The 24,823-nt window shown below is 70.5% G+C and carries 18 protein-coding genes and 1 pseudogene; 10 read left to right on the forward strand and 9 right to left on the reverse strand.

Annotation, left to right across the window (positions count from 1 at the left end; translation table 11 throughout):
* Positions 1 to 325 (forward strand): annotated as a pseudogene (locus tag ACFE8Y_RS12785) (hypothetical protein); the annotation flags it as partial.
* Positions 326 to 666: 341 nt separating this feature from the next.
* Here the strand turns inward: ACFE8Y_RS12785 and ACFE8Y_RS12790 are convergent.
* The 5 genes from ACFE8Y_RS12790 to ACFE8Y_RS12810 all read right to left on the reverse strand — a co-directional run bounded on the left by ACFE8Y_RS12790 (position 667) and on the right by ACFE8Y_RS12810 (position 5,651).
* The gene (locus ACFE8Y_RS12790; RefSeq protein ID WP_375464763.1) at positions 667 to 990 is read right to left on the reverse strand and encodes an ArdC-like ssDNA-binding domain-containing protein; all 324 of its coding nucleotides are present in this window, start codon (positions 988 to 990) and stop codon (positions 667 to 669) included.
* A gap of 373 nt (positions 991 to 1,363) precedes the next feature.
* Positions 1,364 to 3,262 carry a cobaltochelatase subunit CobT gene (cobT, locus tag ACFE8Y_RS12795; RefSeq protein WP_375464764.1) on the reverse strand — a complete coding sequence of 633 codons (1,899 nt, stop codon included), beginning with the start codon at positions 3,260 to 3,262 and terminating at the stop codon, positions 1,364 to 1,366.
* A gap of 4 nt (positions 3,263 to 3,266) precedes the next feature.
* Entirely contained in the window at positions 3,267 to 3,746 is a 480-nt protein-coding gene (locus ACFE8Y_RS12800) for a DUF29 domain-containing protein (RefSeq protein WP_375464765.1), read from the reverse strand.
* 48 nt (positions 3,747 to 3,794) lie between these two features.
* Positions 3,795 to 4,778, reverse strand: coding sequence for a cobaltochelatase subunit CobS (gene cobS / locus ACFE8Y_RS12805; RefSeq protein WP_375464766.1), 984 nt, complete (start codon positions 4,776 to 4,778; stop codon positions 3,795 to 3,797).
* A 237-nt stretch (positions 4,779 to 5,015) separates the two neighbouring features.
* Positions 5,016 to 5,651: a J domain-containing protein gene (locus ACFE8Y_RS12810; RefSeq protein ID WP_375464767.1), complete on the reverse strand. Its 636-nt coding sequence runs from the start codon at positions 5,649 to 5,651 to the stop codon at positions 5,016 to 5,018.
* A gap of 130 nt (positions 5,652 to 5,781) precedes the next feature.
* Between ACFE8Y_RS12810 and ACFE8Y_RS12815 the strand changes: the two genes are divergently transcribed.
* Together ACFE8Y_RS12815 and arfB are read left to right on the forward strand one after the other, a co-directional pair.
* Positions 5,782 to 6,066, forward strand: a complete 285-nt coding sequence (locus ACFE8Y_RS12815; RefSeq protein ID WP_375464768.1) for a BolA family protein — start codon at positions 5,782 to 5,784, stop codon at positions 6,064 to 6,066.
* 19 nt (positions 6,067 to 6,085) lie between these two features.
* Positions 6,086 to 6,505: an alternative ribosome rescue aminoacyl-tRNA hydrolase ArfB gene (arfB, locus tag ACFE8Y_RS12820; protein ID WP_375464769.1), complete on the forward strand. Its 420-nt coding sequence runs from the start codon at positions 6,086 to 6,088 to the stop codon at positions 6,503 to 6,505.
* A 171-nt stretch (positions 6,506 to 6,676) separates the two neighbouring features.
* Here arfB and ACFE8Y_RS12825 read toward each other — a convergent pair whose 3' ends face one another.
* Complete coding sequence (locus ACFE8Y_RS12825) at positions 6,677 to 7,639, reverse strand: methyltransferase domain-containing protein (RefSeq protein ID WP_375464770.1); 963 nt, start codon at positions 7,637 to 7,639, stop codon at positions 6,677 to 6,679.
* Positions 7,640 to 7,722: 83 nt separating this feature from the next.
* On the opposite strand from ACFE8Y_RS12825, the gene ACFE8Y_RS12830 reads away from it, so the two are divergent.
* The 4 genes from ACFE8Y_RS12830 (at position 7,723) to ACFE8Y_RS12845 (ending at position 11,745) form a co-directional block, all read left to right on the forward strand.
* Positions 7,723 to 8,832 carry a ligase-associated DNA damage response exonuclease gene (locus tag ACFE8Y_RS12830; RefSeq protein WP_375464771.1) on the forward strand — a complete coding sequence of 370 codons (1,110 nt, stop codon included), beginning with the start codon at positions 7,723 to 7,725 and terminating at the stop codon, positions 8,830 to 8,832.
* On the forward strand, positions 8,829 to 10,661 hold the full coding sequence (locus ACFE8Y_RS12835; protein WP_375464772.1) for a cisplatin damage response ATP-dependent DNA ligase: 1,833 nt from the start codon (positions 8,829 to 8,831) through the stop codon (positions 10,659 to 10,661). Before ACFE8Y_RS12830 ends, ACFE8Y_RS12835 begins: the two co-directional genes overlap by 4 nt.
* Positions 10,658 to 11,125 carry a secondary thiamine-phosphate synthase enzyme YjbQ gene (locus tag ACFE8Y_RS12840; RefSeq protein ID WP_375464773.1) on the forward strand — a complete coding sequence of 156 codons (468 nt, stop codon included), beginning with the start codon at positions 10,658 to 10,660 and terminating at the stop codon, positions 11,123 to 11,125. Before ACFE8Y_RS12835 ends, ACFE8Y_RS12840 begins: the two co-directional genes overlap by 4 nt.
* A gap of 140 nt (positions 11,126 to 11,265) precedes the next feature.
* Entirely contained in the window at positions 11,266 to 11,745 is a 480-nt protein-coding gene (locus ACFE8Y_RS12845; protein WP_375464774.1) for a hypothetical protein, read from the forward strand.
* Positions 11,746 to 11,837: 92 nt separating this feature from the next.
* On the opposite strand, the gene ACFE8Y_RS12850 is transcribed toward ACFE8Y_RS12845, so the two are convergent.
* The 3 genes from ACFE8Y_RS12850 to ACFE8Y_RS12860 form a co-directional block, all read right to left on the reverse strand.
* Positions 11,838 to 13,373 (reverse strand): efflux transporter outer membrane subunit, encoded by a 1,536-nt coding sequence (locus tag ACFE8Y_RS12850; RefSeq protein ID WP_375464775.1) that lies wholly within the window; start codon positions 13,371 to 13,373, stop codon positions 11,838 to 11,840.
* A 557-nt stretch (positions 13,374 to 13,930) separates the two neighbouring features.
* Complete coding sequence (locus tag ACFE8Y_RS12855; protein WP_375464776.1) at positions 13,931 to 17,077, reverse strand: efflux RND transporter permease subunit; 3,147 nt, start codon at positions 17,075 to 17,077, stop codon at positions 13,931 to 13,933.
* A gap of 28 nt (positions 17,078 to 17,105) precedes the next feature.
* Positions 17,106 to 18,455: an efflux RND transporter periplasmic adaptor subunit gene (locus tag ACFE8Y_RS12860; protein ID WP_375464777.1), complete on the reverse strand. Its 1,350-nt coding sequence runs from the start codon at positions 18,453 to 18,455 to the stop codon at positions 17,106 to 17,108.
* A 442-nt stretch (positions 18,456 to 18,897) separates the two neighbouring features.
* Here ACFE8Y_RS12860 and ACFE8Y_RS12865 point away from each other — a divergent pair, with 442 nt between their 5' ends.
* The 3 genes from ACFE8Y_RS12865 (at position 18,898) to ACFE8Y_RS12875 (ending at position 24,674) form a co-directional block, all read left to right on the forward strand.
* Complete coding sequence (locus ACFE8Y_RS12865; RefSeq protein ID WP_375464778.1) at positions 18,898 to 19,884, forward strand: CobW family GTP-binding protein; 987 nt, start codon at positions 18,898 to 18,900, stop codon at positions 19,882 to 19,884.
* A gap of 157 nt (positions 19,885 to 20,041) precedes the next feature.
* Entirely contained in the window at positions 20,042 to 21,355 is a 1,314-nt protein-coding gene (locus ACFE8Y_RS12870) for an O-antigen ligase family protein (protein WP_375464779.1), read from the forward strand.
* A gap of 40 nt (positions 21,356 to 21,395) precedes the next feature.
* On the forward strand, positions 21,396 to 24,674 hold the full coding sequence (locus tag ACFE8Y_RS12875) for an ATP-binding protein (protein WP_375464780.1): 3,279 nt from the start codon (positions 21,396 to 21,398) through the stop codon (positions 24,672 to 24,674).
* The last annotated feature ends 149 nt before the right edge of the window (positions 24,675 to 24,823 follow it).

Below are 24,823 nucleotides of genomic sequence, written 5' to 3' on the forward strand. Positions count from 1 at the left end.
CTGGTTGAGCTCCAACACTGGATACCCTTGGGTCGGGACGATGAGGATTTCAGGACAGATTCGGCGAAGCCGCATCAAGCTCGCAATGGCTGTCGGAACTAACCGTTACCATGTCGTTGAAGAGATCGTACCACGTCATTTTGTGCAGACGGCCATGAAAGCCGGGATTGGCAAGTTTGTCATCGAGGTGATCATTGCAGAGGTCGCGGCGGCAATGCGCAGAGCGCTTGATGATGTTATGGATGCTCTTCCGGTTGGATTTCTTGCCTCAGTCGCCAAGTCGATTGCAGACGGTGCACGAGCGCGGTTGCGAGTAATTGGCTAAAAAACGCAATCCGATCGAAAATTTGTGAGGCTTGTTACCGAAGGCTGCGCCAAACGGCGCTGAAACTCGATGCAAAGATGTTCTTCACGACATGCCGAATGCGCCACAAACTCGCCACAGACCGAAGCAGACCGGGAAAGGTGATAGCAGATTTCTGCAGGTTGTAGAGGACGCCGATCTTGTGGCGAAGATAACGTTTAGAGGCTATTCGATTTCATAATTTCTGTTTAACTCATCGATTTAGTTATGGTCGGAGTGACAAGATTCGAACTTGCGACCCCTTGCACCCATGCATAGACTTGTCTTTTTATATCAATATGCTGAATATTTTATGCCACAGACTAGCCACAAGCAATTCGTTTCGAACAGGTTGCCTCGTCGAGCGGCGGTATCGGCGCGATGGCGTCACGCGCAGGCAGGCCGTCGGTCTGATCGATGTTGAAGACGGTGTAGCCCTTCATGAAGGGGATTTCCCGCTCCGCCTCCGCGCCGCTCTGCTCGTCGGTTTCCCTGCAATTAAGGGTCGAGGCGCAGACGACCAAGCTGCCGTGCTCGCCCTTGCGGACGTGGCCGGACGGATCTGGCCAATCCTGCCCGCCATCGCCGAGCGCGCCGGAACCGGCGCGTTCCCGTTCGCATCCGATCGCCGCGACGTTCCGCTTCATCGACGAGGCGATGGAGCCGGTGATCGTGCCCTGGCGGGCCTATCCCGACGACCACGACGCCGAGGTGCTCCTCGAACGTATCGCCGCGCTGGACAAGCCCCTCGGCGCGGACCTGCGGAGGCTGCAATCCTACACCGTGCCGGTTCCACCACCGACGCGCGGTTCGGCTCGCGCGGGGCATCCTGTGCCCGGTCCATCCCAGGCTCGGCGATGCTCTGCTTCGCTTCATGGACCTTGATCTCTACGATGCACGGACGAGCGTCCGTCTGACCGCGACGATCTCGTAGTTCCGATCCGCGCCCCCGTGAGGAGGCGACTTGACGCGAGACGGTACGCCGAGATCCCGGTATCGGCGGTCAGGCTGGCTTCGTGATCAGCGGCGAGCGCCGGTCGCGCGCATCGGAGCCCGGGCCGCGCCGTCCTCCTCGAACAATTCCGCGAGCTTCTCGGTCATCGCGCCGCCGAGTTCCTCCGCGTCGATGATCGTCACCGCGCGGCGATAGTAGCGGGTCACGTCGTGGCCGATGCCGATGGCGAGCAACTCCACCGGCGAGCGCAGCTCGATGTCCTCGATCATCCAGCGCAGGTGCCGTTCAAGGTAGTTGCCGGCGTTGACCGACAGGGTCGAATCGTCGACCGGCGCGCCGTCCGAGATCACCATCAGGATCTTGCGCTGCTCCGGCCGTCCGAGCAGGCGCTTGTGCGCCCAGTCGAGCGCCTCGCCGTCGATGTTCTCCTTGAGCAGCCCCTCGCGCATCATCAGCCCGAGGTTTTTCCGCGCGCGCCGCCAGGGCGCGTCGGCGCTTTTGTAGACGATGTGGCGCAGGTCGTTCAGCCGGCCAGGCGCGTTCGGCTTGCCGGCGGCGAGCCACGCCTCGCGCGACTGCCCCCCCTTCCAGGCGCGCGTGGTGAACCCCAAAATCTCGACCTTCACCCCGCAGCGCTCCAGCGTGCGCGCCAGGATGTCGGCGCAGGTGGCGGCCACCGTGATCGGCCGTCCGCGCATCGAGCCCGAATTGTCGAGGAGAAGGGTGACCACCGTATCGCGAAAATTGGTGTCCTTCTCCTGCTTGAAGGAGAGGGGCTGGAACGGATCGATCACCACGCGCACGAGGCGGGCCGGATCGATCTGCCCCTCCTCCAGGTCGAAGTCCCAGGCACGGTTCTGCTGCGCCAGCAGCCGGCGCTGGAGGCGGTTGGCCAGCCGCCCGACGACGCCCTGGAGGTGGGAGAGCTGCTTGTCGAGGTAGGTGCGCAGGCGCGTGAGCTCGTCGGCGTCGCACAGATCCTCGGCGTGGATCACCTCGTCGAAGCGACCGTTGAAGACCCGGTAATCCGGCCCGCGCGGCTCGTTCGCCGGCCGCTGCGGCGGCCGCCAGGATTCGGAGGCGTCCTCCGAGTCGGCATTCTCCGCCTCGTCGGGCAATTCGCCGGCCGGCGCGTCCGCGGCCTCCTGCGCCCCTTCCTCGATGTCGTCGGAGGCATCCTCCGAGCTCTCGCTCTCGGCCCGGTCGCCTTGGGCTTGCTCCTCGGCCTCGCCCTCGCTCGGGGTCTGCTCGTCGTCCTGGGCGTCGTTGTCGTCGTCGTTCTCATCGTCCTCGGGGTCGAAGGGCGATTCGTCGGCCATGTCCAGCGACGAGAGCAGGTCGCGCACGGAGCGGGCGAAGCTGCGCTGGTCCTCGATCGCGCCGATCAGGCCGTCGAGGTTCTGCCCGGCCTTCGACTCGATGTGCGGGCGCCACAGCTCGACGATGCGGCGCGCGGCGTCCGGCGGCGCTTGGCCGGTCAGGCGCTCGCGCACCATCAGGGCCACCGCGTCCTCCATCGGCGCGTCGGCCCGGTCGGTGATGGTCTCGTACTTGCCGCCGCGGTGGTAGCGGTCCTCCAGCATCGCGGAGATGTTGGCGGCCACCCCCGACATCCGGCGCGAGCCGATCGCCTCGACCCGGGCCTGCTCGACGGCGTCGAACACCGCGCGGGCCGCCGAGCTTTCCGGCGCGAGGCGGCGATGAACAGCCGTGTCGTGGCAGCCGAGGCGCAGGGCCATCGAGTCGGCGTTGCCACGCAGCACCGCGACATCGGCGGCCGTGAGCTTGCGCGGGGGCTCGGGCAGGCGCGCCTTGTCGCCGGTCAGCGCCGGACGGTCGGTGGCGTAGGTCACCTCGATCGTGGAGCGCTTGGCGATGGCGCGCAGGCACCCGGCGACCGAGCGCTTCAGGGGCTCGGCCACGGGCTCGCGGCGCTCGCCGGGCTTGCGGTTGGAGATCGACATGCGGTTACCGGTCGGCGTCGAGTTCGAAGGGGCGGTTCAGGATGTCGTCCCAGGTGTAGGGGCAGTCGGCGGGCAGGAGTTTCAACGATCGTTTCATCTCGCGGGCGGCCCTGATGCGAGCGAGGCGGAAGGCTTTCCGCCGTGCCTCCTCCAGATTGGACTTCAACCCGGGGCTCCGCTCCAACTGCAACAAGGCCCTTTCGCGATGCTCGGCGACGCTGAGAGCCCAACTGCGGCTTCGTCGTTCGGATTGATTGTCCCACTTGAGCATGTGGAGCAGGACGATCTCGATCGCACTCTGAAGCCGATGGTACTCGCTCAGGCCCACGTCGCTCAACTCCTCGGCAATGTTGTCGAGATCGAGCGCGTCCACCCGGCCGGCGCGTAGCAGCGCCACCTGCTCCTGAACCCAGGTGTAAATGTCGTCGGCATGGCGCGTTCCCCGACGCACGTTCGCCGATGCGGTCGCCGCCATGTCCAGCATCGGGGCATTCCGCGTCACGGGTTCCTCCATGCGTGTCGCCGCTGCCGATCAGCTCAGTGCGACGTTCAGCGCGCTCTCGGGCAGCTCACGCCCGAAGGCGCGCTGGTAGAACTCGGCCACCAAGCTCCGCTCCAGCTCGTCGCACTTGTTCAGGAACGTGACCCGGAAGGCGAAGCCGACATCGCGAAAAATGTCGGCGTTCTCGGCCCAGGTGATGACGGTGCGCGGGCTCATCACCGTGGAGAGGTCCCCGTTCATGAAGGCGTTGCGGGTGAGGTCGGCCACGCGCACCATCCGGTTGACGACGTCGCGGCCCTGATCGCCCTTGTAGTGCAGGGCCTTCGACAACACGATGTCGACCTCGCGGTCGTGGGGCAGGTAGTTCAGCGTCGTGACGATCGACCAGCGGTCCATCTGTCCCTGGTTGATCTGCTGCGTGCCGTGGTAGAGGCCCGACGTGTCGCCGAGGCCCACGGTGTTGGCGGTGGCGAAGAGGCGGAAGGCCGGGTGCGGGCGGATCACCCGCTTCTGGTCGAGCAGCGTCAGCCGGCCGGACACCTCCAGCACCCGCTGGATCACGAACATCACGTCGGGCCGCCCCGCATCGTACTCGTCGAACACCAGCGCGACGTTGTTCTGCAGCGCCCAGGGCAGGATGCCGTCCTGGAAGGCGGTGATCTGCTTGCCGTCCTGCAGCACGATCGCGTCCTTGCCGACGAGGTCGATGCGCGAGACGTGGCTGTCGAGGTTGATCCGCACGCACGGCCAGTTCAGCCGGGCGGCGACCTGCTCGATATGGGTGGACTTGCCGGTGCCGTGGTAGCCGGTGACCATCACGCGGCGGTTGCGCGCGAAGCCCGCGAGGATCGCGAGCGTGGTCTCCCGGTCGAAGATGTAGTCGGCATCGAGGTCGGGCACGTGCTCGGCGGGGCCGGAGAAGGCCGGAACCTCGAGGTCGATGTCGATGCCGAAGGTGGTGCGGACGGAGACGGTCCGGTCGGGAAGCGCGGCGGGCTTGTCGTCGGAGAGCATACGGAACCTCGTAGGGGCGGGCTCCGACGATCCTCGGATCGAGAAGCCGCGCGGAACTGTCTCGGACCTCGCATCGCCGGGCCGTCGCGGCCGGGATGCCGGCCTTCCTTAACCGTCGTCGCGCCGGGGCGCCACGGAAGGGGTGGACCCTTCATATAGGCTGCGCTCCGGCGATTGCCGCCCGGCCGCGCGCGAAAGCAGCCGCCCGTCCTGCATCGATCGTGCCGGACGGCTTCGTCAGCACAGGCCGGCGGCGCGCAGCACGTCGTGGGCGCGGATGATGTCGCGCAGGCGCTCCTCGAAGGAGCGGTCGCCGCCGTTGGCGTCCGGGTGGAAGCGCTTCACCAGAGCCTTGTACTGCGCCTTGATCGCGGCGGTGTCGGCACCGTCCTCCAGTCCCATCACGTCGAGCGCCTTGCGGACGGTGGCCGAGAGCTTCGGACGCGCGGGCTCCGGCGCCTTGGCGCGGCCCCGCGTGCCGCCGACGCCCTCGGTGCGCAGCACGCCGAGCGGGTCGACGTAGGCCCAGTCGCGGGTCGGCTCGGTGGCGGCCTTGGCGCCCGCGGGCCGGTTCACCCCCATCGCCCAGGTCGGACGGTGGCCGATGACCGCGTCCTTCTGGTAGGCCTGGACGGCGTCGTCGTTCATGCCGTCGAAGTAGTTGTAGGTGGCGTTGTAGGCGCGGACGTGGTCGATGCAGAAGTGCCAGTACTGCCCCTCGGCGCGCCGGCCCTTGGGGGCGCGGTAGAGCCCCGCATGGGTGCAGCCGGCGGCCTCGCACGTGCCCTCGGCCGGCTTGCCGTCCCGGAGCTTGGGCTCGTCGCAGGTGCGCTTGATGCGGATGCTGTCGAACAGCGGCGAGTTGAGATCCATGACGGGGCGATTATGAGGGGGCGGACCCGAGACACAAGGGCGCCGGGCCTGATGACGCATGCGGACGAACGGGGTTGACGGGCCGTCCGCTCGGTGACCCGTCCATTCGGGGAACGATGAGGGCAGGGCCATGAACGGGACACCGACGCTGCGGGACTGGATCGAGGGCACGCTCGCCGATGCGCTCGCGCCGACGAGCCTGAACGTCATCGACGAATCCCACCTGCACGCGGGCCATGCCGGCGCGCGTCCGGGCGGCGAGACGCACTTCCGGCTGGACGTGGTCTCGGCGGCCTTCGAGGGACGGAGCCGCGTCGACCGGCACCGTCTGGTGAACGGCCTGCTCGCGCAGGCGTTCGAGCGCGGCCTCCACGCGCTCGCCGTGAAGGCGCGCACGCCCGCCGAGGCGGCCTGAACCGGGGGAGGGGGCGCCCGTGGCCCTGGTCTGCACGCCGCACATCGCGATCGACGAGGCGGAGCTGCACGAGACCTTCGTGCGCGCCTCCGGCCCCGGCGGCCAGAACGTCAACAAGCTCTCGACCGCGGTGCAGCTCCGCTTCGACGCGCGCCGCTCGGGGGCGCTGCCGGACGCCGTCGCGGTGCGGCTGATGCGGCTCGCCGGGCGGCGGCTCACGGCCGACGGCATCCTGGTCATCAGCGCCCAGCGCTTCCGCACCCAGGAGCGCAACCGGGCCGACGCCCGCGCGCGGCTGGCGGCGCTCGTGGCCGAGGCCGCGGTGCCGCCGGTGCCGCGCCGCGCCACCCGCCCGACGCTGGCCTCGAAGAAGCGCCGGCTGGAGGCCAAGACCCAGCGCGGCGCGGTCAAGCGCCTGCGCGGGGCGCCGACCGATTGAGGTGCTGGACCGTAACGGCACCGTGCCGCCCGTATGGGCCGATGGGCCTCAGCGGATCGCCGCGTCGTTCGTCACGTCCTCCGCTGCCGTTAGAACCGCCGCGCCGTCCGCCGCGATGCGGCGTCCGTCCCGGTCGGCCCTCGCAACGATCGCACGCTCTCCATCGCCGGGTCACGACTGGGTTTCCTCCAGGGGCTGTCCGAGCCTCGGTTTCCGGAGCACGACGAGGCGGCCGGGCACGTCGCGGCCCTGCTCGCGCCGGACCGCCGCCGGGTGAAGCGCGACCTCGGCGAGGCCCGCGCGCGCGGTCGCGTCCCGCAGGTGGGCGTCGGCGTGGGCGTAGCGGCCGTCCGTCCCGAGGATCACGCCGCCGCCGTCGTGGGACTGCACCGTGAAGGCAGCGTGTCCCTCCGGCCGCAGCACCCGTCCGATGCCGGCAAGCACCGGCCCGAGATCGGCGAGGTAGATGAACACGTCGGCCGCGACGCACAGGTCGGCGTGGGATTCCGGCTTCTCGGCGAGGAACCCGACGATCTCGCCCTCGATCAGGCGCGCATACGCATCCTTGCGCCGGGCGAGCGCCAGCATCGCGGGCGCGAGGTCGACGCCGATGAGGTGCGCGACGCGGGAGCCCAGCGCCGCGCCCATCAGCCCGGTGCCGCAGCCGAGGTCGATCGCGACCGGGTAGCGCCGGTGGGTACCCGCGGCCGCGTCCAGCGCCGCGCACAGGAGCGTCGGGCCGCGATAGCCGAGCCCCTCGACGAGGTGGCGCTCGAAGCGCCCGGCATAGCCGTCGAACAGCGCCCGGACGTAGGCCGGCGAGAGGGCGGGCAGGGCGCCCCCCGCGCCCAGCCGGGCGAGGTGGACCTGCGTCCCCAGCGCGTCGTCCGGGTCGAGGGTGCGCGCGGTCTCGTAGGCCCGCACGGCGCCGTGGAACAGCGCCGGGTCGACGGCGGCCTGGGCCTCCCGCGCCCGGCCGAGCAGGACCCAGGCCGCGGCATAGCGCGGCGCCAATTCGAGCACTTGGTCCGCCATCTCGGCGGCGCCCGCGGCGTCGCCCTCGGCGAGGCAGGCCTCGGCGTAGGCGTAGCGGCGGTCGGCGAGAAGGTCGCCGGAGCCGGTCTGTCGGCGCATGGGCGGCACAGGTCCGGTGCGGGTGGATCAGGTGCCCTATATCATCACCGGTCCCTCCTGCACCGCACCGCACCCCCTCAACGATGCCGCTCCGCGCCAGCGATCTCCTCACCCTCACCCGCGAGGGCCTGTACTGCCCGCTCGGGGGGTTCCACGTCGATCCGACTTGGCCGGTGGCGCGGGCGCTCATCACCCACGGCCACGCCGACCACGCGCGGGCCGGCCACGGGCGCGTGCTCGCCACCGGCGAGACCCTGCGCATCATGGCGGTGCGCTACGGCGAGGCCTTCTGCGAGGCCCGCCAGGAGGCGCGGCTCGGCGAATCGATCCGGATCGGCGACGTCGCCGTGCGCTTCGCGCCCGCCGGCCACGTGCTCGGCTCGGCGCAGATCGCGATCGAGGCCGAGGGCGTGCGGGTGGTGGTATCGGGCGACTACAAGCGAGCCCGCGACCCGACCTGCCGGCCCTTCGAGGTGGTGCCCTGCGACGTGTTCATCACCGAGGCGACCTTCGGGCTGCCGGTGTTCCGGATGCCGGATACGGCCGGGGAGGTGGCCAAGCTCCTCGCCTCCGTCGCGCTGTTCCCCGAGCGCGCGCACATCGTCGGCGCCTACGCGCTCGGCAAGGCGCAGCGGGTGATGATGCTGCTCCGCGAGGCCGGCTACGACCGGCCGATCCACCTGCACGGGGCGATGGAGAAGCTGACCGACCTGTACAGGCGCGAGGGTTTCGCGCTGGGCGAGACGCCGAAGGTCGCGGCCGCCGACCGCGCGGGCCTGAAGGGCGCCATCGTGCTGTGCCCGCCCTCGTCGATCCAGGACGTGTGGTCGCGCAAATTCCCCGATCCGGTGACGAGCTTCGCCTCGGGCTGGATGCGGGTGCGGGCACGCGCCCGGCAGAAGGGCGTCGAGCTGCCGCTGGTCATCTCCGACCACGCCGACTGGCCGGACCTGTGCCGCACCATCCGCGAGACCGGGGCCGGCGAAGTCTGGGTCACGCACGGGCAGGAGGACGCGCTGGTGCACTGGTGCGGGACGCAGGGCATCAGAGCCAAGCCCCTGCACCTGCTGGGCTACGGCGACGACGGCGAGGCCGAGCCCCCAGCCGATCCGGCGCAGGCCGCCGCCGAGGCTGGGGAAGCCGCCGCCGAGGCTGAGAGTGCCGCCGCCGAGGCTGAGGATGCCGCCGCGTGAACGCCTTCGCCCACCTCCTCGACCGCCTCGCCTACGAGCCCCGCCGCAACGCCAAGCTCCGCCTGCTCCAGGATTACTTTGCGAAGACGCCCGACCCGGAGCGCGGCTACGCTCTGGCCGCGATGACCGGCACCTTGAGCTTCCGCGAGGCCAAGCCCGCCCTGATCCGCGGGCTGGTGGAGGCGCGGATCGACCCGGTTCTGTTCCGGCTCTCGCACAACTATGTCGGGGATCTGGCCGAGACCACGGCGCTGATCTGGCCGGGGCTCGCGGACGCGCAAGATGAGGCGCAGGTCCCCTCTCCCGTTCGGGAGAGGGACAGGGTGAGGGACGAGACTTGTCCGGAGAGACCTGATCCCTCACCCCAACCCTCTCCCGCACGGGAGAGGGGGCCGGCCGGTGCACCCGGACTCGGCCACAACAACCCGCCGCCACACGTGCCGACGCTGGGCGAGGTGGTCGAGACCCTGGCCACGACGCGCAAGGCCGACCTGCCGGGCCACCTCGCCGACTGGCTCGACGCGCTGGACGAGACCGGCCGCTGGGCGCTGCTGAAGCTCGTCACCGGGAACCTGCGCGTCGGCGTCTCGGCCCGGCTCGCCAAGACCGCGGTCGGCGCGCTCGGCGGCCACGAGGCGGACGCGGTCGAGGAGGTGTGGCATGGGCTGACCGCGCCGTTCGAGGCGCTGTTCGCCTGGGCGGAGGGGCGCGGGCCGCGGCCGGAGACCCTGAACCCGGCCCCGTTCCGGCCGCCGATGCTGTCGCACCCGATCGAGGAGGAGACGGATTTCGACAAGCTCGCGCCCGGCGACTTCTCGGCGGAGTGGAAGTGGGACGGCATCCGCGTCCAGCTCGTCGGCGGCCTCGATCGAGAGAGCCGCCGAATCGCAAAGATCTACTCGCGCACCGGCGAGGACATCTCCGGCGCCTTCCCGGACCTTGCCGAGGCCGTCACCTTCACCGGCACGCTCGACGGCGAGCTGCTGATCCTGCGCGGGGGCCGGGTGCAGAGCTTCAACGTGCTCCAGCAGCGCCTCAACCGCAAGGCGGTGACGGCCAAGCTCCTGGAGGAGTTTCCCGCGCACGTGCGCGCCTACGACCTGCTCACCGCCGACGGCGCGGACCTGCGCGGGCTCCCCTTCACCGAGCGGCGCGCCCGGCTGGAGGCGTTCGTCGCCAACCTCGACCACGCCCGCATCGACGCCTCGCCGCTGGTGCCGTTCGCGTCCTGGGACGACCTGACCGCGGCGCGCGCCGACCCGGCCTCGATCGGGGCCGGTGACGATGCCGACGCCATCGAGGGCGTGATGCTCAAGCGCCTGGACAGCCCCTACCTGCCCGGCCGGCCCAAGGGGCCGTGGTGGAAGTGGAAGCGGGAGCCGCACCGCGTCGACGCGGTGATGATGTACGCCCAGCGCGGCCACGGGAAGCGCTCGTCGTTCTACTCCGACTACACCTTCGGCGTCTGGCGCGACCGGGAGGACGGCGGCCCGGAACTGGTCCCCGTCGGCAAGGCCTACCACGGCTTCACCGACGCGGAGCTGGCCAAGCTCGACCGCTACGTGCGCAACCACACGGTCAAGCGCTTCGGGCCCGTGCGCGAGGTCGGCTACGGGATGGAAGGGGGGCTGGTGCTGGAGATCGCGTTCGAGGGCGTGCAGCGCTCGACCCGGCACAAGTCCGGCGTCGCGATGCGCTTTCCCCGCGTCAGCCGCATCCGGTGGGACAAGCCGGCGGCCGAGGCCGACCGGATCGAGCTGCTCGAGCGCATCCTGGCGCGCGGCGAGCGCGCGGTGATGCCGGGCACGGCGCTGGAGGGGACCGGATGAGGCAGGGCAGGGTGGGCGCGGTCGAGGGTTTGCGCGCGGGCGAGGTCCGGCGGCAGGCGCACGCCCGGCTGACGATCGCGACGCCGGGGCCGGGCTTCACGGAGTTCACGGACGGGGTCGCCGCCTTCGTGCGCGAGGCCGGCGTGACGAGCGGCCTCGTCACGGTGTTCTGCCGGCACACCTCGGCCTCGCTGACGATCCAGGAGAACGCCGACCCGGACGTGCGGACCGACCTGATGAGCGCGCTCGACGGCCTCGCGCCGCGCCACTCCGTCTACGTCCACGGGGCCGAGGGACCGGACGACATGCCGGGCCACATCCGCACGATGATCACCGACGCCGCGCTGACGATTCCCGTCATCGACGGCCGGCTGGCGCTGGGCACGTGGCAGGGGATCTACCTGATCGAGCACCGCGACCGCCCGCATCGGCGGGAGATCGTGCTGGCGGTGGTCGGCGCCTGACGGCGCCCGCCCGATGCACCGCACCGCGGCCGGCGAGCCTCCTTCCGGCGTCACCAGGGCGGCTGCCGCGCGTGACGCGTTCAGGACGAGGCCGCCTCCCGCACGGTCCCTCGCCTCGGCCGCCCAAACGGAGCGACCGCTTGGTGCGCGAGATCGGCAGGATCGGGCGTTCGACTCGGGTCGGCGTGCGGCCTCCGGGTGGAGACCCCGGCGGTCCCGCGCCCGAGGCCCGTCTCGTGATCGGCAGGGCCGCGGACCTTGACGATCCGTTAACCATTCCTGTGCTGCATTGGCACGTGTCCGATGGGTTTGCCATGCGCCACATTCATATCGAGCCGGGTCTGCGCCTGCGCTTCGCCGGCCGCGGCGAGGCCTTCGACGAAGGTGTCGAGATCGGCTTGCTGGCGGCCAGCATGGCGGCGCGACTGGGCGAGTTCTCGGCGACGCTCGCCAGCACGACCCTGGATCAGGCCCGTGTCCTGGCCGCGGGCATGAACTACCGCGTCCACGTCGTGCAGGACGATGGGACCTCGGCGGAGGTGATGTTCCTCACCGGCAGTCGCCGCCCCAAGCTGCGGCTGATCGAGACGCCCGCCTCCGCGTACGCCAGAGCGACGTAGCCCGCCGGTTCGTCCCGACCGGCCCGCCGCGTCCGCTCGCCATCCCCGCCTGCTCGCGCGCAGCCGTCCTCGGGCGGCGCGGCGTCGGACGCTCACAGGAACTTCAGCGGGTCGGTCTCGGGCGGGGGCGGGGCCACGTCGGCGCGGTTCCACCAGCCGCCGCCGAGCGCCTGGAACAGGGCGGCGGTGTCGGCGTACTGCGTCGCCCGGGCGCCGGCCGAGGTGACGAGCGCCGAGAGGTAGCCCTGCTGCGCGATCAGCACCTGCGTGCCGTTGATCGCGCCCGCGCTGTACTGCTTGCGGATCAGCCCGAGGCTCTCGCCCGTGGCCTTCTCGGCGGCCGACGCCGCCGCGACCGCGCCCGCGTCCCCCTGCAGGGCGCGGAGGGCATCGGCAACGTTCTGGAAGGCGCCGATGACGACCGCGCGGTACTGCGCCTGCGCCTGGGTCAGAGCCTCCTCGCTCACCCGCTGGCGGCGGTAGAGGGTGCCGGCGTCGAAGAGCGGCTGCGTCGCCTGTCCCAGCACGCTGAAGAAGGCCGCCCCGGGATTGGCGATCTGCGCGAGCTGCACCGCGCTGGAGCCGCCGGTGGCGGTGATGTTGAACTGCGGCAGGCGATTGGCCACGGCGACGCCCACGTTCGCGCTCGCCTGCTGCACCAGGGCCTCGGCCGCCTTCACGTCCGGGCGCTGCTGCACGAGGCGCGAGGGCAGGCTCACCGGCAGCTTCGTCGGCAGGCGGAGCGCGGCCAGCGTGAAGGTCTCGGCCACCTCCTCGGAGGGCAGGCGGCCGGCCAGCGCGGTAAGCAGGTTGCGCTGCTGGGCGAGCTGCTTCTCCAGGGGCGGCAGGAGCTGCTGCGACAGCGACAGAGCGGCCTGCTGCTGCACCACGTCGGCGCCCGCGATCTGCCCGAGGGCGAGCTGCTTGTTGTAGAGGGTCAGCACCTCGGTCTGGGCCTGGATCACGCGCTTGGTCGCGTCGATCTGGGCGCGGAGCGCCGCCTCCTGGATCGCTGCGGCGACGACGTTGGCCGTAAGGCTCAGGTAGGCCGCCTCCAGTTGGAAGCGCTGGTTCTCGGCCTGCGCCTCCAGCCCTTCGATCTGGCGCCGGTTGCCGCCGAACACGTCCGGGTTGAACGAGACCACCGCCTGCGGCGTGAACAGGCTGTAGAGGTAGCGGTTCTGGTTCTGCAGCGGCGATTGCAGGTCGAGGCCGGGCGCGAGCGCGCCGAGCGCCTGGGGGTTGGCCGTGACGGTGGGATAGAGCGTGCCCTTCTGCGCGAGCACGGTCTGCTGCGCGATGCGGAGCGCCGCCTGGGCCGCCTCCAGGTTCGGGTTGTTGGCCAGCGATTCCGCGACGAGGCGGTTCAGCGCCTTCGACCGGAACAGCGTCCACCACTGGCCGGGGATGTCGGCGCCCGACACGAAGCTCTGGTCGGCCGATCCGCCCTGCCGGGTCGCGATCCGGTCCGCGGCGCTCGGATTTCTGAGCGGTTCTTTGGTGTAGCGCGCGACCGGCGGGTCCTCGGGCGGCACGAAGTTCGGGCCGACCGCACATCCGGACAGGCTCACGGTCGCCGACAGAACGGCTGCCCGCGCAGACCGGCCGATCCGGGTCGTATCGATCATGACGCTCCCGACACGGCGTACGCGCAACGGCGGCGCGACCCGCTCCCGGTAGAGCGCTGCGAGGATTGTCCGAGTCAATGCGGGCGCGGCCGGAGCGGGCCGGGGGCGGCCCGCCGATGCCACGGGCCGAGGGCCGGGAGAGATGCGTGCTTCCGAGACGGGCGCGATCTCCCGCCCCGCTTTGTGGGAGAGACGCCTTTCCCCGCTCCCCGCTTGCGGGGAGAGGCCCGGCTGCACCCCGTCGTGCAGCCGGGAAGCGCAGGCGAAGCCGAAGCGAGGGTGAGGGGGCGACACCGGACGGGACGCATCCGGTGTCGCCCCCTCACCGTCGGCTGCCGCCTCGCCGCGCCGACGACCCACGTCGGGCTTGCCCGACGTGAGCAATCGAGATCGGATCTCGGGCAAACCCGAGATCCGTGGTCGTCGCGGCCCTCTCCCCGCAGGCGGGGCGAGGGGATGCGCGGCGACCCGCGCGCCCAGGGTCGAAATGGGTGAGTCCGACAGCTCGCAGAGGGGAGAGGGACGCGTCGTAAGCATGGCTGTCGAGACCAACGCCATCACGCCGCCGCCCGATGCGCGATAGGTCGCGCATCCGGGTTAGGCGGACGCCGCGAGAACAGCGAGATCAGCACCGGCACGACCACGAGGATGAGGTTGGGCGCGAGCAGGATGCCGCCGACCACCACGAGCGCCAGGGGCTTCTGCACCTGCGAGCCGATACCGGTGGAGACCGCCGCCGGCAGCAGGCCGACGCAGGCCGCGACGCAGGTCATCATCACGGGCCGCATCCGCACGATCGAGGCATGCCAGACGGCATCCCGGCGCGCCCAGCCCTCCTCCATCAGTTGGTTGTAGTAGGAAAGCAGGATCACGCCCTCCATCGTCGAGATGCCGAACAGTGCGATGAAGCCGATCGCCGCCGAGATCGAGAACGGCGTGCCCGTCAGCGTCAGAGCGAGGATGCCGCCGATCATCGCCATCGGGATCACGGACAGGCCCAGCAGCATGTCGGCCACCGAGTTGAAGTTGATGAACAGCAGGAGTGCGATCAGCGCGAGCGTGATCGGCACGACGAGGCTGAGGCGGGAGACCGCGTCCTGGAGGTTGGTGAACTGGCCGACCCATTCGAGGTGGTAGCCCGCCGGCAGGCCGACCTCCGCCTCCACCCGCCGCTGCGCCTCCAGGACCGTACCGCCGAGGTCGCGTCCGCGCACCGAGAACTTGACGGGGATGTAGCGCTCCTGGTCCTCGCGGTAGATGAAGGAGGCGCCCGAGACGAGGTCGACGTCGGCGATCTCGGAGAGCGGCACCTGCACCACGCCGCCGTTGGGGTTGGCCGCGCCGATGGTGATGTTGCGGATGGTGGCCAGCGACGAGCGGTACTCGCGCGCCAGCCGCACGCGCATCGGGAAGTGCCGGTCCGAGCCGTACTCGTAGAGGTCGCCCGCGATCTGGCCGCCGATGGCCGACTGGATCGTGGTGTTCACGTCGCCGATCGACAGCCCGTAGCGCGCCGCCTTGTGCCGGTCGACGTCGATGCGCACCGTGGGCTGGCCGAGCGAGGCGAAGACCGACAGGTCGGTGACGCCGGGCACGGTGGCGAGCACCGCCTTCACCGCGTTGGCCGACTTGGTGATCGCGGCGAGATCCGTGCCGTAGACCTTGACCGAGTTCTCGCCCTTCACGCCCGAGGCCGCCTCCTGGACGTTGTCCTCGATGTACTGCGAGAAGTTGAACTCGATGCCGGGGAACTCGGCGTCGAGGCGCTTCGAGAGGCTTGCGATCAACTGCTCCTTGTCGAGGCCGTGGCGCCACTGGTCGATGGGCTTCAGGGGCGCCAGGATCTCGACGTTGAAGAAGCCGGTGGCGTCGGTGCCGTCGCTCGGCCGGCCCTGGTGCGAGATCACGGTGACGACCTCCGGAACTTCGGTGAAGATCCTGCGCAGGCGCTCGACGTAGGAATTGCCCGCCTCCAGCGAGATCGAGGCCGGCATCGTGCCGCGCACGTAGAGGTTGCCCTCCTCGAGCTTGGGCAGGAACTCCAGCCCGAGGTTCCGCGCGGCAACGCCCGCCACCATCAGGATCGCGAGCGTCACGCCGATCGACAGCACCCGGTTGCGCAGGCCGAACCCTAAGATGATCTCGTGGCCGAAGCGCAGCACCTTCACGATCAGGGTGTCGCGCTCCTCGACGTGCTTCGGCAGGATCAGCGCGGCGAGCGCGGGCGAGACCGTGAAGGTCGCGAGCAGGCCGCCGACGAGGGCGTAGGCGTAGGTCTTGGCCATCGGCCCGAAGATGTGGCCCTCGACGCCGGTCATCGTGAACAGCGGCAGGAAGCCGACGATGATGATGGTGGCCGAGAAGAAGATCGCCCGGTTCACCTCGGCGCCGGCGACCGCGATGGTGCCGAGCCGCCCCGTCAGCCCGCCCGGCGCCGGCTGCGCGCCCGCGTGCCCGGGCTCGGCGAGGTGCCGGAACACGTTCTCGACCATGATGACGGTGGCATCGACGATCAGCCCGAAATCGATGGCGCCGAGCGACAGGAGGTTGGCCGAATCGCCCCGCACGACCAGAATCAGGATGGCGAATCCCAGGGCGAACGGGATCGTCGCCGCCACGATGATCGCGCTGCGCAAGCTCCCCAGGAACAGCCACTGCACCACGAACACCAGCACCACGCCGAAGACGAGGTTGTGCATCACCGTGTGCGTCGTGGTGTGGATCAGCCCCGAGCGGTCGTAGATCCGCTCGATGCGCACGTCCGGCGGCAGGATGGTCGAGGCGTTGATCTTGTCGATCTCGGCCTCGACGCGCTTCAGCGTCGGCAGGCTCTGGCCGCCGCGGCTCATCAGGACGATGCCCTCGACGATGTCGCTCGCGCCGTCGTGGCCGACGACGCCGAGCCGCGGCGCGTTCGAGACGCGCACCTCGGCGACATCGCGTACCAGCACCGGCGTGCCGGCGACCTGGGTCAGCATGGTGTCGCGGATGTCGTCCATGTCGCGGATCAGTCCGACGCCGCGCACCACCGCCGATTGCTCGCCGACGTTGAGCGTCTGGCCGCCGACGTTGATCGAGGCGTTGTTCAGCGTGGTGACGAGTTGGACGAGCGTCATCCCCTGCGCCTGGAGGCGGTTGAGATCGACCGCGATCTCGTACTCCTTGGTCTTGCCGCCGAAGGCTGTGACGTCGACCACGCCGGGGATCGCCTTGAACCGGCGCTGGAGCACCCAATCCTGCAGGGTCTTCATGTCGGCCGACGAGTAGCCGGCGGGACCCACGAGCTTGTAGCGCATGATCTCGCCGACGGGGCTCGTCGGCGAGATCTGGGGCGTCGCGCCGTTGGGCAGGGCCGGCGCCTGCGAGAGCCGGTTCAGCACCCGCTGGAGCGCCTCCTCGTAGGTGAAGTTGTAGTTGAACTGCACCTTCACGTCCGAGAGGCCGAACAGCGAGATGGTGCGCACCACCTGGGCGTTCGGGATGCCGGCGAGCGCCACCTCCAGCGGGATCGTGATGTAGCGCTCGATCTCGTCGGCCGACTGCCCTGGATTCTGGGTGATGACGTCGACGAGCGGCGGCACGGGATCGGGATAGGCCTCGATGTTGAGCTGGGCGTAGCTGGCGTAGCCGAGCGCCAGCATCATCAGGAACATCAGGCAGACCAGCACGCGCTGGCGCAGCGAGAAGACGATCAGGCTGTTCATCGCGTAAACCCTCGCGCCGTCCGCCGGATCAGGACGCCTTGTCGCCGGAGGCGGCGCGGTCGATGAACAGCGCGCCGCGGGTGACGACCTCCTCGCCCAGGACGAGGCCCTCGACCACCTGCGCGTTGTCGCCGTTGATGAGGCCGAGCGTCACGCCTCGCGCCTCGATCGCGCCGTCGGGCCGTGCGACCCAGACGTGGGCGCTGGCGCCCTCGTAGACGATCGCCGCCAGCGGCACGGAGGGTGAGGGCTGCGCCTTGCCGGTGACGATCGTGAAGGTGGCAAACATCTCGGGACGCAGCACCCGGTCCGGGTTGTCGACCTCGCTGCGCACGGCGAGCCGGCGCGTGGCCGGGTCGAGGCTGGCCGCCATGTAGTTCACCCGCGCCCGGAACACCCGGGCGCCGAAGCCGGCGACCCGGGCCTCGACCTCCTGCCCGATCCGGATCTTCGGGATCTCGCTCTCGCGCACGTTGGCGATCAGCCACACCGTCGAGAGGTCGCCGATCACGAAGGCCGGGTCGCTCGACGCGGTCAGGTACTGGCCGATGCCGACCTTGCGCTGCACGATGGTGCCCGCGATCGGCGCCTGGATCTGGGTCTCGGCGCTCATGGTGCCGTTCCGCTCGAAGCCCGCGATCTCGGCCTCGGTCTTGCCCAGCAGGCGCAGCCGGTTGCGCACCGCGTCCAGCGCCGCCTGCGCGGTCTTGAGGTCGCTCTGGGCCGCGATCACGTCGTTCTGCGCCGACTGGTAGTCTTTCAGCGCCACGGCCTTGGCAGCGAACAGCTCCTGCTGCCGGCTCGCGATGGTCTGGTCGAGCTTGAGCAGGGCCTGCTGCTTCTGGATGGTGTTGAGCGCGGCCTGATACTCGTTCTGCGCCTGGACCATGTCGGTCGCCTCGATGACGAGGAGCACGTCGCCGGCCTTCACGTCGTCGCCGGCCCGCGCCAGCACCTTCGTCACCCGGCCGGAATAGGGCGAGGCCACGGGCACGTTGTCGTCGTCGTTGAGCGCGATGCGGCCCTCCGCCGAGCCCTCCGGCCGGAACGTCGTGGTCGCCACCGGCAGGATCTCGAAGGCGGCCCGCTGCGCCTGCGTCGGCCGGAACACCCGCTCGACGGAGCCGGCCCGGGCCTCGACCGCCGCGTCGTCCTCGGATTTGCCGCTGCCCATCAGGCCCTGAACGTAGGCCGTTGCCGCCTCGACGAACCCGCGCACCGGCTGCGGGAACACCGCGACGGCAGCCACGAGGACGATGATCGCGGACAGGAGTGCGGCGACCGGCAGCAGCCCCCCGCGGCGCGCCCGCCCGCGCCCTGGGCGCACCGCAGCCTCGTGCGTGCCGAGATCGGATTCGAGAGGGTTGCGGGCGTCCATCCTGGTATCGTCTTGAGACCGGGAACACCGGGACATGCAGGTGTCCGGTTCGGTTCGCGGTCCGTGATCCGCATCGAACCGATCGATGGTGCTTTTCTAAGGCGGTCCTCGCCGCGCCGGAGCTTTTCGAAACCGGGCGTACCGGCCGGGGCGCGGTATTCCGCGCCGAAGCTCGGCACAATGGCCGCGACCCTCCCTGCGCAGGGTCCGGAAACGAGTGCGCACAGGCGTTGCGATCACGTTTGCAGGAGCGCGCCAACCGGACCTGCCTGGGCCTTCATCCCATAGGCCAAGTCGACCATCGGATCGCCGCAGCGGCTGGTTCCGCCTGGAACCGTCCCGACGATATCCCCGCTTCCATCCGCACGCGCTGACACAATATGACAGGACATCCCCCGCCGGCCCGGCGGACGGCCCCGCCACGTCAGTTCGAAGAGCGCCCATGTCCGGATCGCAGATGCCCGCCCCGTCGGAGAAAATCCCGGTGACCGTGCTGACCGGTTACCTCGGCGCCGGCAAGACCACGCTGCTGAACCGCATCCTCACCGAGAACCACGGCAAGCGCTACGCCGTGATCGTCAACGAGTTCGGCGAGATCGGCATCGACAACGACCTCGTGGTCGGCGCCGACGAGGAGGTGTTCGAGATGAACAACGGCTGCGTCTGCTGCACCGTGCGCGGCGACCTGATCCGGATCATGGACGGGCTGGTCAAGCGCCGGGGCAAGTTCGACGCGATCATCGTCGAGACCACCGGGCTCGCCGACCCGGCCCCCGTGGCCCAGACCTTCTTCGTCGACCAGGACGTGGGTGACGCCGCCCGCCTCGACGCCGTGGTCACGGTCGCCGACGCCAAGTGGCTCTCCGACCGGCTCAAGGACGCGCCGGAGGCGAAGAACCAGATCGCCTTCGCCGACGTGATCCTGCTCAACAAGGCGGACCTCGTCTCGGAGGCGGATCTGGCCCGCGTCGAGGGCGAGATCCGCGGTATCAACCCCTACGCCAAGCTCCACCGCACGCAGAACTGCGACGTTCCGATCGAGGCGGTGCTGGGTCGCAACGCGTTCGACCTCGGCCGCATCCTCGACCTGGAGCCCGACTTCCTGGAGGAGGGCCACCATCACCACCACGACGACGACATGCAGTCGTTCTCGGCCCGCATCGACGGACCGGTCGATCCGGAGAAGTTCATGCCGTGGATCTCCAACCTGACCACGATCCAGGGGGTCGACATCCTGCGCTGCAAGGGCATCGTCGCGTTTCCCGACGAGCCTCATCGCTTCGTCTTCCAGGGCGTCCACATGATTCTGGACGGCGACCTGCAAGGCCCGTGGAAGGCGGGCGAGGACCGCTCCTCGCGGGTGGTGTTCATCGGGCGCAAGCTCGACGCCGAGGCGATCCGCGCGGGCTTCCTGGACTGTGCCGCGTGAGTCTGCGCGGGCGGGGCTCGTGAGCTGCGAGGCCGTCGTGGTCCGGTGATCGTCCGAGCGGCGCCCGCCCGCGTCAGCCGATTGTCAACCTTTCTCAAGCCTAACTCGCCCTCGTCGAGCGGGCCCGCGTTCCAGGCCAGCGGAGTTCGCGTGAGCCATGGCCAGCACCGCCGTTCCGGGCTCCAGTCCCGTCCTGCCGGGGCCGGTCGGCATCCCCGTGATCCGCGCGGTCCGGGGGCTGGCGAGCCTCATGCTCGCGGCGTTCGTGTTCTTCGCCTGCTTCGCCTTCTCCGACACGTCGCCCTACGACGTGATCGCGATCCCGACGATCCTGCTCTGGGCCGGCCTCGGCATCCGGCTCCATCGCGGCGCGGTGCCGCTGGCGGCGCTGCTCCTGCTCTACCTCGGCGCCATCGTCGCGGGGCTGATGCCCTACCTGAACGAGGAGTTCCCCCTCGCCTGGACGGTCCAGCTCATCTACCTGTGCATCACGTGCATCTTCTTCGCGATGGTCTTCTCCGACGAGACGCGGGCGCGCATGGAGCTGGCCCTGAAGGCCTATACCGGAAGCTGCGTGTTCTCGGCGGCCCTCGGCATCGTCGGCTACCTGCAGTGGATCGGGATCGAGGACCTGTTCTACAAGTACGGCCGCGCGTCCGGCACCTTCCAGGACCCGAACGTGTTCGGCTCGTTCCTGACGCTGGGCGCCCTCTACCTGATGCACGGGCTGCTCACCGGCACGACGCGCCGCCCGCTGGCCTCGCTCGCAGCCCTGCTGGTGATCCTGGCCGGGATCTTCCTGTCGTTCTCCCGCGGCTCCTGGGGCGGGACCGTGGTGGCGACGGTGCTGATGATCGGCTCGGTCTACGCCACGAGCGCCTCCGCGCGGCTGCGCCGCCGGATCGTCGGCTTGAGCCTGGTCACCCTCGGCCTCGGGGGGGCCGCCGTGATCGGCCTGCTCTCCGTCGACCACGTCCAGAAGATGTTCGAGGCCCGCGCGGCCGTGAGCCAGGACTACGACGAGGGCGAGACGGGCCGCTTCGGCAACCAGCTTCGCGGCCTCGCGATGCTGGTCGAGCGCCCCTTCGGCCTGGGCCCGATGCACTGGCGCCTGACGTTCGGCCTCGAGCCGCACAATTCCTACATCGGCAGCTTCGCCAACGGCGGCTGGCTCGGGGGCGCCGTGTTCCTCGGCCTCGTCCTGGCCACGGGGTTCGTCGGCTTCCGCCTGCTGGCGCGGCCCTCGCCGTTCCGCGCCCACGCCCAGATCGTCTGGCCCGCGCTGCTGATGTTCTTCCTTCAGGCGCTCCAGATCGATATCGAGAAGTGGCGTCACGTCTATATGATGATCGGCATGATCTGGGCCCTGGAGGCCGCGCGCCTGAGCTGGATGGCGGGCCGGAGCATCGACGCGAACCCGTGCGCGGCGCAACGCGCGTGCACCCGCCAACCGGGCGGGACGAAGGGATGACGATGCGGGCGGGCCTACCCGCGGAGTGGGAGCGCGAACGGTGAGCACGATCCCGCCCGGCGAGGCGGAGCGCCTCGCGGCCCTGCGCGCGCTGGCCATCCTCGACACGCCCGCAGAGCCGCACTTCGACGCGCTCTGCCGGACGGCGCGACGGCTGTTTGGCGTGAAGACCGCCTTCGTCGGGCTGATCGGTGCCGACCGGCAATGGCCGAAGACGCCCTGCACGGGCGTGCCCGGCGAGTTGCCGTGCGATCGAAGCTTCTGCGACCACACCATTCAGAGCGATGCGGTCCTCGTCGTCCCCGACGCGCGGCGCGACCCGCGCTTTGCCGACAATCCCCTCGTCGCCAGCGACCCGGCGAAGATCCGCTTCTACGCGGGCGCGCCGCTGAGCCTGCGGCCCGGCATCCGGGTCGGCACCCTCTGCCTGGTGGATTCGGAGCCCCGCGCGTTCTCGCCCGACGAGGCCGAGGCCCTGCGGGACCTCGCCGACATCGTCGTTGCGCACCTGCGCCTGTCCGAGGCGAACGCCGTCCGGAGCCGCGAAGTCGAGCGGCGGATGGCGCACGAGGTGGTGCTCACGGAGCAGGCCCGGGAGATCGACGCACGCGCCAGGTTACAGTCGAGCGCGAACCGCCTGCTGACCATGGCGGAACAGTTGGCCGATGTCGGCAACTGGCGGGTGGACCTCGCCGACGATCAGCCGGTCTGGTCGGCGGGCCTCTACGGGATCGCCGGGCGCGATCCTGCCCAGCCGCCGCCGCGCCTCTCCGTCTTCGCCGAGCTCTATCATCCGGACGACCGGGCGCGGCTGACCGGGATCGTCGCGGACGCGCGCGCCCGGGGGGGTGACTTCGAGTTCGAGGCCCGGGTGCTGCGCCCCGACGCGTCCACCCGCGACGTGGTGGTCCGCGGCACCACCGAGGCCGACGCGGCGGGCGCGGTGACGGGGCTGTTCGGCGTCCTCATCGACGTCACCGGGCGGCGGCGCGCCGAGGACGAGATCCGTCGCAGCGAGAGCCGGTACCGCAGCGTCGCCGACACCCTGCCCCTGCTCGTCTGGGCGGTGCGGCCCGGGGACGGCGAGGCGACCTACGTCAACGCCCAGTTCCAGGCCTACTACGGACCGATCGGCACCGGCCGGGCGGCCCGCGTGGCGCGCAACCATCCCGAGGACGCCCCCGCCATGGCGGCGGCCTGGCGCGAGGCTCAGGGGACCGGCCGCGCCTACACCGGGCAGTGGCGCCTGCGCCGCCACGACGGCGCCTACCGCTGGCACAAGCTCTCGGTGACGCCGGTGCGCCCGCAAGCCGGGGACGGCCGCCCGGTCGAGTGGATCGGGACCGCCCTCGACATCGACGAGATCGTCACGGCGCAGATCGCGGTGGAGGAGGCGCGCGGCCTCCTCCAGATCGCCCTGGAGGCGGCCGATGCCGGAACCTGGGACTGGGACATGCGCGCGGGCGTGAGCCTCCTGTCCCCGGAAAGCCAGCGCATCTACGGGCTTCCGGAATCCGGCACCGCACTAGGCCTCACCACGGCGGAGTGGACGGCGCTGGTCCACCCGGACGACGTCGTCGAGGCCTGGAACGACATCCGCCGCGCGATCGAGACCCGCTGCACCTACGCGTCCGAGTTCCGGGTCGGCGCGCGCTGGATCTACGCCCGCGGGCGCACCCTGTTCGGCCCGGACGACCGCCCCGTCCGGATGGCCGGCCTCCAGATCGACATCACCGAGCGCAAGACCGCGGAGGCGGCCCTGCGCGCGCTCACCGCGGAAGCCCAGGCGGCGCGCGCCGAGGCCGAGCGGGCGAGCGAGGCCAAGAGCGAGTTCCTGGCGGCGATGAGCCACGAGATCCGCACGCCCCTGAACGGCATCCTCGGCTACGCCGACCTGCTCCTCGACGAGCCGCACCTGCTGCCGGAGGATCGGCGGCGGCTCGAACTGATCCAGGGTTCGGGCCTAGCCCTGCTGACGATGGTCAACGACATCCTCGACTTCTCCAAGATCGAGGCGGGTCAGCTCGCCCTCGATCCGGTGTCGTTCCCCCTGGTCTCGGTGATCGACAACACCGTCTCGATCGTTCGCGGCAGCGCCCTGAAGAGCGGCCTGAGGATCGAGACCCGCATCGATCCCGACCTGCCCGCCTTCGTCCTCGGGGACGCCAGCCGCCTGCGTCAGGTGCTGCTGAACCTCCTCAACAACGCCGTGAAGTTCACGCCCGCCGGATCGGTCACCCTCGACGTGTGCCGCGAGGGGACCGGGCCTGCGGGGGAGGCCTTGCGCTTCGCGATCACCGACACGGGCATCGGGATCAGCGCCGAGCAGCAGACGCGCCTGTTCAAGCGGTTCAGCCAAGTCGACGGGTCGATCAGCCGGCGCTTCGGGGGCACCGGCCTCGGCCTCGCGATCTGCCGCCACATCCTCTCCCTGATGGGCGGCGAGATCGGGCTGGAGAGCCGGGAGGGCGCGGGCTCGACCTTCTGGTTCACCCTGACGCTCCCCACGAGCGAGGGGCCTCCCGCCGTCGAGGCCGTCGGCGCCTCGCCCGGTGCTCCGGCCCCGGCCGGGGGCGGCGCGGTGCGCCTCCTCCTCGTGGAGGACGTGCCGCTCAACCAGGAGCTCGCCTGCGCGGTCCTCGAAGCGCAGGGCTACGCGGTGGACGTCGCCGCCGACGGCACGGAGGCGATCGCCGCGGTCGAGGCGGCGGTGGCCGCCGGGCGCGGCTACGACCTCGTGCTGATGGACGTGCAGATGCCCGGCATGGACGGCCTGACGGCCACGCTCCGCATCCGGGCGTTGCCGCCGCCGGCCTGCGCGGTGCCCATCGTGGCGATGACCGCCAACGTCCTCCCGAAGCAGATCGCGGATCTGCGCGAGGCGGGCATGGACGACCACGTCGGCAAGCCGTTCCGGCGGGCCGACCTCTACGCGACGATCGCGCGCTGGACCGGGTCGCGGCGGGAGGGGAGGCCGGCAGCGGACGCGCCGGCCGAGCCAATGGTGCTCGACCGCGGCGTCTACGGCGCGCTGGAGAGCAATTTCGGCCGCGCGCACGCCGGCGTACTCCTCGACCTGATGGCCAACGAGCTGCGCGAGCGCTTCCGGCCCGGCGAGACCGATCGCGTCCAGGTCGCCCACGACGCCCACGCGCTGATCTCGGCCGCCGGCATGCTCGGCTTCGCCGACCTGTCGCGGCTCTGCCGGGCGATCGAGGTGGCGGCGCACGCGGACGCGGACCTCGACCCGCTGATCCGCCGCCTGGAGGTGCAGCGTGCCGAAGTCCTCGCCGTGATCGGGAGGCTCAGGGCCGCCTGATGCGATCCTCGGCTGCTGGTTCGGGAGCGTCGCGTTCCGTCATCCGCGCGTCCCTCCCTCTCCCCTCTGCGGGCTTGCGGCTTCACACATCTTAAGACCGGTGCTGCGTGGATCGGGCGAAGCGCCGGGCGGCCCCCTCTCCCCACACA

It is taken from the genome of uncultured Methylobacterium sp. (assembly GCF_964242245.1).
Classification (GTDB): domain Bacteria; phylum Pseudomonadota; class Alphaproteobacteria; order Rhizobiales; family Beijerinckiaceae; genus Methylobacterium.

What these genes read in the sequence shown, in the direction of transcription:
- ACFE8Y_RS12790 (WP_375464763.1), bottom strand. Translation starts at nt 990, where the DNA reads ATGAAGCGGAACGTCGCGGCGATCGGATGCGAACGGGAACGCGCCGGT.
- ACFE8Y_RS12815 (WP_375464768.1), top strand. Translation starts at nt 5,782, where the DNA reads ATGAACGGGACACCGACGCTGCGGGACTGGATCGAGGGCACGCTCGCC.
- ACFE8Y_RS12870 (WP_375464779.1), top strand. Translation starts at nt 20,042, where the DNA reads ATGGCCAGCACCGCCGTTCCGGGCTCCAGTCCCGTCCTGCCGGGGCCG.
- ACFE8Y_RS12800 (WP_375464765.1), bottom strand. Translation starts at nt 3,746, where the DNA reads ATGCTGGACATGGCGGCGACCGCATCGGCGAACGTGCGTCGGGGAACG.
- cobT (WP_375464764.1), bottom strand. Translation starts at nt 3,262, where the DNA reads ATGTCGATCTCCAACCGCAAGCCCGGCGAGCGCCGCGAGCCCGTGGCC.
- ACFE8Y_RS12830 (WP_375464771.1), top strand. Translation starts at nt 7,723, where the DNA reads ATGCCGCTCCGCGCCAGCGATCTCCTCACCCTCACCCGCGAGGGCCTG.
- cobS (WP_375464766.1), bottom strand. Translation starts at nt 4,778, where the DNA reads ATGCTCTCCGACGACAAGCCCGCCGCGCTTCCCGACCGGACCGTCTCC.
- ACFE8Y_RS12860 (WP_375464777.1), bottom strand. Translation starts at nt 18,455, where the DNA reads ATGGACGCCCGCAACCCTCTCGAATCCGATCTCGGCACGCACGAGGCT.
- ACFE8Y_RS12825 (WP_375464770.1), bottom strand. Translation starts at nt 7,639, where the DNA reads ATGCGCCGACAGACCGGCTCCGGCGACCTTCTCGCCGACCGCCGCTAC.
- ACFE8Y_RS12810 (WP_375464767.1), bottom strand. Translation starts at nt 5,651, where the DNA reads ATGGATCTCAACTCGCCGCTGTTCGACAGCATCCGCATCAAGCGCACC.
- ACFE8Y_RS12850 (WP_375464775.1), bottom strand. Translation starts at nt 13,373, where the DNA reads ATGATCGATACGACCCGGATCGGCCGGTCTGCGCGGGCAGCCGTTCTG.
- ACFE8Y_RS12840 (WP_375464773.1), top strand. Translation starts at nt 10,658, where the DNA reads ATGAGGCAGGGCAGGGTGGGCGCGGTCGAGGGTTTGCGCGCGGGCGAG.
- ACFE8Y_RS12865 (WP_375464778.1), top strand. Translation starts at nt 18,898, where the DNA reads ATGTCCGGATCGCAGATGCCCGCCCCGTCGGAGAAAATCCCGGTGACC.
- ACFE8Y_RS12855 (WP_375464776.1), bottom strand. Translation starts at nt 17,077, where the DNA reads ATGAACAGCCTGATCGTCTTCTCGCTGCGCCAGCGCGTGCTGGTCTGC.